2 protein-coding genes and 1 tRNA gene are annotated in these 8449 nt (G+C 67.3%); all 3 read left to right on the forward strand.

Annotated features, from left to right (window positions below):
• Window positions 1-754: 754 nt before the first annotated feature.
• The 3 genes from rpoB (at window position 755) to ACFV6I_RS34680 (ending at window position 8439) form a co-directional block, all read left to right on the forward strand.
• Window positions 755-4231, forward strand: coding sequence for a DNA-directed RNA polymerase subunit beta (gene rpoB, locus ACFV6I_RS34670; protein ID WP_063348939.1), 3477 nt, complete (start codon window positions 755-757; stop codon window positions 4229-4231).
• Window positions 4232-4329: 98 nt separating this feature from the next.
• Window positions 4330-8223: a DNA-directed RNA polymerase subunit beta' gene (locus tag ACFV6I_RS34675; protein ID WP_063348940.1), complete on the forward strand. Its 3894-nt coding sequence runs from the start codon at window positions 4330-4332 to the stop codon at window positions 8221-8223.
• A gap of 142 nt (window positions 8224-8365) precedes the next feature.
• Window positions 8366-8439 (forward strand) — tRNA-Met (locus ACFV6I_RS34680).
• Window positions 8440-8449 lie beyond the last annotated feature (10 nt).

The raw sequence follows: 8449 nt of genomic DNA on the forward strand, positions 1-8449 counted from the left end.
GCGGGGCCCGGCCCCAAGCACACCGACAAGTCACTCCCCGCCCCCTCTGCGGGCCCCTCCACCCGGCCCTAACCCCCTTGTGGGTGGTCGGCCCGGCTTTTTCGCGTTTCCGGCCCTGGGCGGCCCTGGGCGGCCCTGGGACCACTCCGCGGCCGGGACGCGCCGGTGTGGCCGAGAGCCCACTCGGCAGCGTCGGTGCGGACGGGTATGGTGATCACCGTCATCGACGGTGGCCCCCACCACGGCTTCTGTAACGCCGGGGGGCGTCCGGCCGATGGACGGGTCGAGGTCCGCACCGCCTGCGGGCCCTTGACGAACCCGGCGAGGCGCGCGATTCTCAAGGCGCGAGTCCGCCCGGTTGGTTTGCCACTGGATGCATAACCAGTGGCTCAGGCGGGAAATGACTCCACGTGAGTTATGGGGCCCGGGCAGTGCCCGGGCCGGTGCAGTACCCGGTGGGCGTTCGCGTCCGCCGGCTACCGGGAGGAGTCTCCGATTCGGTTTCCGAATCAGAGCTGGACAGCAGTGTGCCCTTTGGCTACACTGTCCCTTTGCGCTGCCTGTTAGCTGCTCCGTGACTCGTCGCCCGGAGTTTGCGTTGCCCTGAAGGGGTCTGGCATCGCCTCCGCAAAGCGGCTCTGACCTGGGATTCCGATCCCGGCGGAGGCTAGTGGCGAGGGAGGCGGGACCAAGCCCGTGAAGGCCCGGCTGGTACGCGCGTAGTGAGCTCCGAGCCCTCGGAAGGACCCCCCTCTTGGCCGCGCCGCGCAACGCCTCGAACAATTCCGCCGCATCCACCGCCCCGCTCCGCGTCTCCTTCGCGAAGATCAAGGAGCCCCTCGAGGTCCCCAACCTCCTGGCCCTGCAGACCGAGAGCTTTGACTGGCTGCTCGGCAATGCGGCCTGGAAGTCCCGGGTCGAGGCGGCGCTGGAGAACGGTCAGGACGTCCCCACCAAGTCCGGTCTGGAGGAGATCTTCGAGGAGATCTCCCCGATCGAGGACTTCAGTGGGTCGATGTCGCTGACCTTCCGCGACCACCGTTTCGAGCCGCCGAAGAACTCGATTGACGAGTGCAAGGACCGCGACTTCACGTTCGCGGCTCCGCTCTTCGTCACGGCCGAGTTCACCAACAACGAGACCGGTGAGATCAAGTCTCAGACGGTCTTCATGGGCGACTTCCCGCTCATGACCCACAAGGGCACGTTCGTGATCAACGGCACCGAGCGTGTCGTCGTGTCGCAGCTGGTCCGCTCCCCGGGCGTGTACTTCGACTCCACCCTGGACAAGGTGTCCGACAAGGACATCTACTCCTGCAAGGTCATCCCCTCGCGTGGTGCCTGGCTGGAGATGGAGATCGACAAGCGCGACATGGTCGGCGTCCGCATCGACCGCAAGCGCAAGCAGTCCGTCACCGTGCTGCTCAAGGCGCTCGGCTGGACCAACGAGATGATTCTCGAGGAGTTCGGCGAGTACGAGTCCATGCGCAACACCCTGGAGAAGGACCACACCCAGGGCCAGGACGACGCGCTTCTGGACATCTACCGCAAGCTGCGTCCTGGCGAGCCGCCGACGCGCGAGGCCGCGCAGACGCTTCTGGAGAACCTGTACTTCAACCCGAAGCGCTACGACCTCGCCAAGGTGGGCCGCTACAAGGTCAACCGGAAGCTGGGCAACGCCGAGTCGCTGGACTCCGGCGTGCTCACCGAGCCCGACATCATCGGTGCGATCAAGTACCTGGTGAAGCTGCACGCCGGTGAGACCGAGTGGAACGACCAGACCGGTCGCGACATCGTGGTCGAGGTCGACGACATCGACCACTTCGGCAACCGTCGCCTGCGCAACGTCGGCGAGCTCATCCAGAACCAGGTCCGTACGGGTCTCGCCCGTATGGAGCGCGTCGTGCGCGAGCGCATGACCACCCAGGACGTCGAGGCGATCACGCCGCAGACCCTGATCAACATCCGGCCGGTCGTCGCCTCCATCAAGGAGTTCTTCGGCACCAGCCAGCTGTCGCAGTTCATGGACCAGACGAACCCGCTGTCGGGCCTGACCCACAAGCGCCGTCTGTCCGCCCTCGGCCCCGGTGGTCTCTCCCGTGAGCGCGCCGGCTTCGAGGTCCGTGACGTGCACCCCTCGCACTACGGGCGCATGTGTCCGATCGAGACCCCCGAAGGCCCGAACATCGGTCTGATCGGGTCGCTGGCCTCGTACGGCCGGGTCAACGCCTTCGGCTTCATCGAGACCCCGTACCGCAAGGTCATCGAGGGTGTCGTCACGGAGCAGGTCGACTACCTCACGGCCGACGAGGAGGACCGCTACGTCATCGCGCAGGCCAACGCCCCGCTGACGGCGGAGCTGACCTTCGCCGAGCCGCGTGTCCTGGTCCGCCGCCGTGGCGGCGAGATCGACTACATCCCGGGCACCGAGATCGACTACATGGACGTCTCGCCGCGCCAGATGGTGTCGGTCGCGACCGCCATGATCCCGTTCCTCGAGCACGACGACGCCAACCGCGCGCTCATGGGCTCGAACATGATGCGCCAGGCGGTGCCGCTGCTGAAGAGCGAGGCTCCGCTGGTCGGTACCGGCATGGAGTACCGCTGCGCCGTCGACGCCGCGGACGTCATCACCGCCGAGAAGGCCGGTGTCGTCCAGGAGGTGTCGGCCGACTACGTCACCGTCGCCAACGACGACGGCACGTACACCACGTACCGCGCCGCCAAGTTCACCCGCTCCAACCAGGGCACCGCCTTCAACCAGAAGGTGCTCGTGGACGAGGGCGCCCGGGTCGAGTCCGGCCAGGTGCTGGCCGACGGCCCGTGCACCGACGAGGGCGAGATGGCCCTCGGCAAGAACCTGCTCGTGGCGTTCATGTCGTGGGAGGGTCACAACTACGAGGACGCGATCATCCTGTCGCAGCGCCTCGTGCAGGACGACGTCCTCTCCTCGATCCACATCGAGGAGCACGAGGTCGACGCCCGTGACACCAAGCTCGGCCCCGAGGAGATCACCCGGGACATCCCGAACGTCTCCGAGGAGGTCCTCGCCGACCTCGACGAGCGCGGCATCATCCGCATCGGCGCCGACGTCGTCACCGGCGACATCCTGGTCGGCAAGGTCACGCCCAAGGGTGAGACCGAGCTGACCCCGGAGGAGCGCCTGCTCCGCGCGATCTTCGGTGAGAAGGCCCGTGAGGTCCGCGACACCTCGCTGAAGGTGCCGCACGGTGAGTCCGGCAAGGTCATCGGCGTCCGCGTCTTCGACCGTGAAGAGGGCGACGAGCTGCCCCCGGGCGTGAACCAGCTGGTCCGCGTCTACGTGGCCCAGAAGCGCAAGATCACCAACGGTGACAAGCTCGCCGGCCGTCACGGCAACAAGGGCGTCATCTCGAAGATCCTGCCGGTCGAGGACATGCCGTTCCTGGAGGACGGCACCCCGGTCGACATCATCCTCAACCCGCTGGGTGTCCCGTCCCGAATGAACCCGGGACAGGTCCTGGAGATCCACCTCGGGTGGCTCGCCAAGCAGGGCTGGGACGTCTCCGGCCTCGCCGACGAGTGGGCCCAGCGCCTCCAGGCGATCGGCGCCGACACCGTCCAGGGCGGCACCAACCTCGCCACCCCGGTCTTCGACGGCGCCCGCGAGGACGAGATCACCGGCCTGCTGGACAACACCACCCTCACCCGTGACGGTGAGCGCCTGGTGAACTCCACCGGCAAGGCCCGGCTGTTCGACGGCCGCTCCGGCGAGCCGTTCCCGATGCCGGTCTCGGTCGGCTACATGTACATCCTCAAGCTGCACCACCTGGTCGACGACAAGCTGCACGCCCGTTCGACCGGTCCGTACTCGATGATCACCCAGCAGCCGCTCGGTGGTAAGGCGCAGTTCGGTGGTCAGCGCTTCGGTGAGATGGAGGTGTGGGCCCTTGAGGCGTACGGCGCTGCTTACGCGCTGCAGGAGCTGCTCACCATCAAGTCCGACGACGTCCTCGGCCGTGTGAAGGTCTACGAGGCCATCGTCAAGGGCGAGAACATCCCCGAGCCCGGCATTCCCGAGTCCTTCAAGGTCCTCATCAAGGAAATGCAGTCGCTCTGCCTCAACGTGGAGGTGCTGTCCTCGGACGGCCAGTCCATCGAGATGCGGGACTCCGACGAGGACGTGTTCCGCGCCGCCGAGGAGCTCGGCATTGACCTGTCCCGGCGCGAGCCGAGCAGCGTCGAAGAGGTCTGACGGAGGTTGGGCCGGCTGCCCGAGCAGCCGGCCCGCCCCCAGGCCCCCCTCAGACCACATGAACGACTCTCGACTTACGAAAGAGGGCTTGACGACCAGTGCTTGACGTCAACTTCTTCGACGAGCTCCGCATCGGCCTGGCCACCGCCGACGACATCCGCCAGTGGTCGCACGGCGAGGTCAAGAAGCCGGAGACCATCAACTACCGCACCCTGAAGCCCGAAAAGGACGGACTCTTCTGCGAGAAGATCTTCGGCCCCACCCGGGACTGGGAGTGCTACTGCGGTAAGTACAAGCGCGTCCGCTTCAAGGGCATCATCTGTGAGCGCTGCGGCGTCGAGGTGACCCGCGCCAAGGTGCGCCGTGAGCGGATGGGCCACATCGAGCTGGCCGCCCCGGTCACCCACATCTGGTACTTCAAGGGCGTGCCGTCCCGCCTGGGCTACCTGCTCGACCTGGCGCCGAAGGACCTCGAGAAGGTCATCTACTTCGCCGCCTACATGATCACCTGGGTCGACGACGAGCGCCGCCAGCGCGACCTGCCGTCCCTGGAGGCGCACGTCTCGGTCGAGCGCCAGCAGATCGAGAACCGCCGCGACTCCGACCTCGAGGCCCGTGCCAAGAAGGCCGAGACCGACCTGGCCGAGCTGGAGGCCGAGGGCGCCAAGGCCGACGTGCGCCGTAAGGTGCGCGAGGGCGCCGAGCGCGAGATGAAGCAGCTGCGCGACCGCGCGCAGCGCGAGCTCGACCGCCTCGACGAGGTGTGGGCCCGCTTCAAGAACCTCAAGGTCCAGGACCTCGAGGGCGACGAGCTGCTCTACCGCGAGCTGCGCGACCGCTTCGGCACCTACTTCTCCGGCTCGATGGGCGCGGCGGCCCTCAAGGACCGCCTCGAGACCTTCGACCTGGCGGAGGAGTCCGAGCGCCTGCGCGAGATCATCCGCACCGGCAAGGGCCAGAAGAAGACCCGTGCGCTGAAGCGCCTCAAGGTCGTCTCCGCGTTCCTGCAGACCACCAACAAGCCCAACGGCATGGTGCTGGACTGCGTCCCGGTCATCCCGCCGGACCTGCGTCCGATGGTGCAGCTGGACGGTGGCCGCTTCGCGACCTCCGACCTGAACGACCTGTACCGCCGCGTGATCAACCGCAACAACCGCCTGAAGCGGCTTCTCGACCTCGGCGCGCCCGAGATCATCGTGAACAACGAGAAGCGCATGCTCCAGGAGGCCGTCGACGCCCTGTTCGACAACGGCCGTCGCGGCCGTCCGGTCACCGGCCCGGGCAACCGCCCGCTGAAGTCCCTCAGCGACATGCTGAAGGGCAAGCAGGGTCGTTTCCGCCAGAACCTGCTCGGCAAGCGCGTCGACTACTCGGCCCGTTCGGTCATCGTCGTCGGCCCGCAGCTCAAGCTGCACCAGTGCGGTCTGCCCAAGGCCATGGCGCTGGAGCTCTTCAAGCCGTTCGTGATGAAGCGCCTGGTCGACCTGAACCACGCGCAGAACATCAAGTCGGCCAAGCGCATGGTCGAGCGTGCCCGCCCGGTCGTGTGGGACGTGCTCGAAGAGGTCATCGCCGAGCACCCCGTCCTGCTGAACCGTGCGCCCACCCTGCACCGCCTCGGCATCCAGGCCTTCGAGCCCCAGCTGGTCGAGGGCAAGGCCATCCAGATCCACCCGCTCGTCTGCACCGCGTTCAACGCGGACTTCGACGGTGACCAGATGGCCGTCCACCTGCCGCTCTCCGCGGAGGCGCAGGCCGAGGCCCGCATCCTGATGCTGTCCTCGAACAACATCCTGAAGCCGGCCGACGGTCGCCCCGTCACCATGCCGACCCAGGACATGGTGCTCGGTCTGTTCTTCCTGACCTCGGACCGGGAGACGGTGAAGGGCGGTGGCCGTTCCTTCTCCTCGACCGCCGAGGCCGTCATGGCCTTCGACGCCCGCGAGCTGGACGTCCAGGCCCCGATCGAGCTGCGCCTGCCGGCCGGCACCGTCCCGCCGCGCGGCTGGACCCCGCCGGTGGACGAGGAGGGCCAGACGGCCTGGTTCGACGGCGAGCCGTTCCGTCTGACCACCACCCTGGGCCGCGCGCTCTTCAACGAGCTGCTGCCCGAGGACTACCCGTTCGTCGACTATGAGGTGGGCAAGAAGCAGCTCTCCGCGATCGTCAACGACCTGGCGGAGCGCTACCCCAAGGTCGTCGTCGCGGCGACCCTGGACAACCTGAAGGCGTCCGGTTTCCACTGGTCGACCCGCTCGGGTGTCACCGTCTCGATCTCCGACGTCGTCGTCCCGCCGAACAAGCCCCAGATCCTCGAGGGCTACGAGGCGAAGGCGGAGAAGGTCCAGCGTCAGTACGAGCGCGGCCTGATCACCAACGACGAGCGCAAGCAGGAGCTCATCGGCATCTGGACCCAGGCGACCAACGAGGTCGCCGAGGCCATGAACGAGAACTTCCCGAAGACGAACCCCATCTTCATGATGGTCGACTCGGGTGCTCGTGGAAACATGATGCAGATGCGCCAGATCGCCGGTATGCGTGGTCTGGTGTCGAACGCCAAGAACGAGACCATCCCGCGACCCATCAAGGCGTCGTTCCGTGAGGGTCTCACCGTGCTGGAGTACTTCATCTCCACCCACGGTGCCCGTAAGGGTCTGGCGGACACCGCCCTCCGTACCGCCGACTCCGGCTACCTCACCCGTCGTCTGGTCGACGTCTCCCAGGACGTCATCATTCGCGAGGAGGACTGCGGTACCGAGCGCGGCCTGAAGCTGGCGATCGGCGCCGTCGGCGCGGACGGCGTCCTGCGCAAGGCCGACGACGTCGAGACCAGCGTGTACGCCCGCATGCTCGCCGAGGACATCACGGTGGACGGCAAGCTCCTTGCCACCGCCAACACCGACCTCGGTGACGTGCTGATCGACGAGCTGATCCGCCACGGCATCGGCGAGGTCAAGACCCGCTCGATCCTGACCTGCGAGTCGGCCGTCGGCACCTGTGCCTTCTGCTACGGGCGTTCGCTGGCCACCGGCAAGCTGGTCGACATCGGTGAGGCGGTCGGCATCATCGCCGCCCAGTCCATCGGTGAGCCCGGCACCCAGCTGACGATGCGTACCTTCCACACCGGTGGTGTGGCCGGTGACGACATCACCCAGGGTCTGCCGCGTGTCGTCGAGCTCTTCGAGGCCCGTACCCCCAAGGGTGTGGCCCCGATCTCGGAGGCCACCGGCCGGGCGCGGATCGAGGACACCGAGAAGACCCGCAAGCTCGTCATCACCCCGGACGACGGCAGCGAGGAGATCGCCTACCCCGTCTCCAAGCGTGTGAAGCTGCTGGTCAGCGAGGGCGAGGCGGTCGAGGTCGGCCAGAAGCTGACCATGGGTGCCACCAACCCGCACGACGTCCTGCGGATCATGGGCCAGCGTGCCGTCCAGATCCACCTGGTCGCCGAGGTCCAGAAGGTCTACAACTCGCAGGGTGTGTCGATCCACGACAAGCACATCGAGATCATCATCCGGCAGATGCTCCGCCGCGTGACGATCATCGAGTCGGGCGACGCCGAGCTGCTCCCGGGCGAGCTCGTCGAGCGCGGCCGCTTCGAGACCGAGAACCGTCGCGTGGTCGCCGAGGGTGGTCACCCCGCCTCCGGCCGTCCGCAGCTGATGGGTATCACCAAGGCCTCGCTGGCCACCGAGTCCTGGCTGTCGGCCGCCTCCTTCCAGGAGACGACCCGGGTCCTCACCGACGCGGCGATCCACGCCAAGTCGGACCCGCTGCTGGGCCTCAAGGAGAACGTCATCCTCGGTAAGCTCATCCCGGCCGGTACGGGTCTTCCCCGCTACCGCAACATCCGGGTCGAGCCGACCGAGGAGGCCAAGGCCGCGATGTACTCGGCCGTCGGCTACGACGACTACGACCTGTCGCCCTTCGGCGCCGGCTCCGGCCAGGCGGTCCCGCTGGACGACTACGACTACGGCCCGTACACCGGCTGAGTCCGACGTTCGGCTGTCAGGGCGGTCACCCCTCGCGGGGTGGCCGCCCTGCGGCGTTCCTGCTGCGCGGCCCGGGACCGGGGGGTCTGCGGGGCAGCGATTAGGTTCCCTGGCAGAAGTCGCGTAGAGTCGTGTTTACCGACGCGGGGTGGAGCAGCTCGGTAGCTCGCTGGGCTCATAACCCAGAGGTCGCAGGTTCAAATCCTGTCCCCGCTACTCAGTAGCA

Source organism: Kitasatospora sp. NPDC059803 (assembly GCF_042732255.1).
In the GTDB taxonomy this organism is placed as follows: domain Bacteria; phylum Actinomycetota; class Actinomycetes; order Streptomycetales; family Streptomycetaceae; genus Kitasatospora.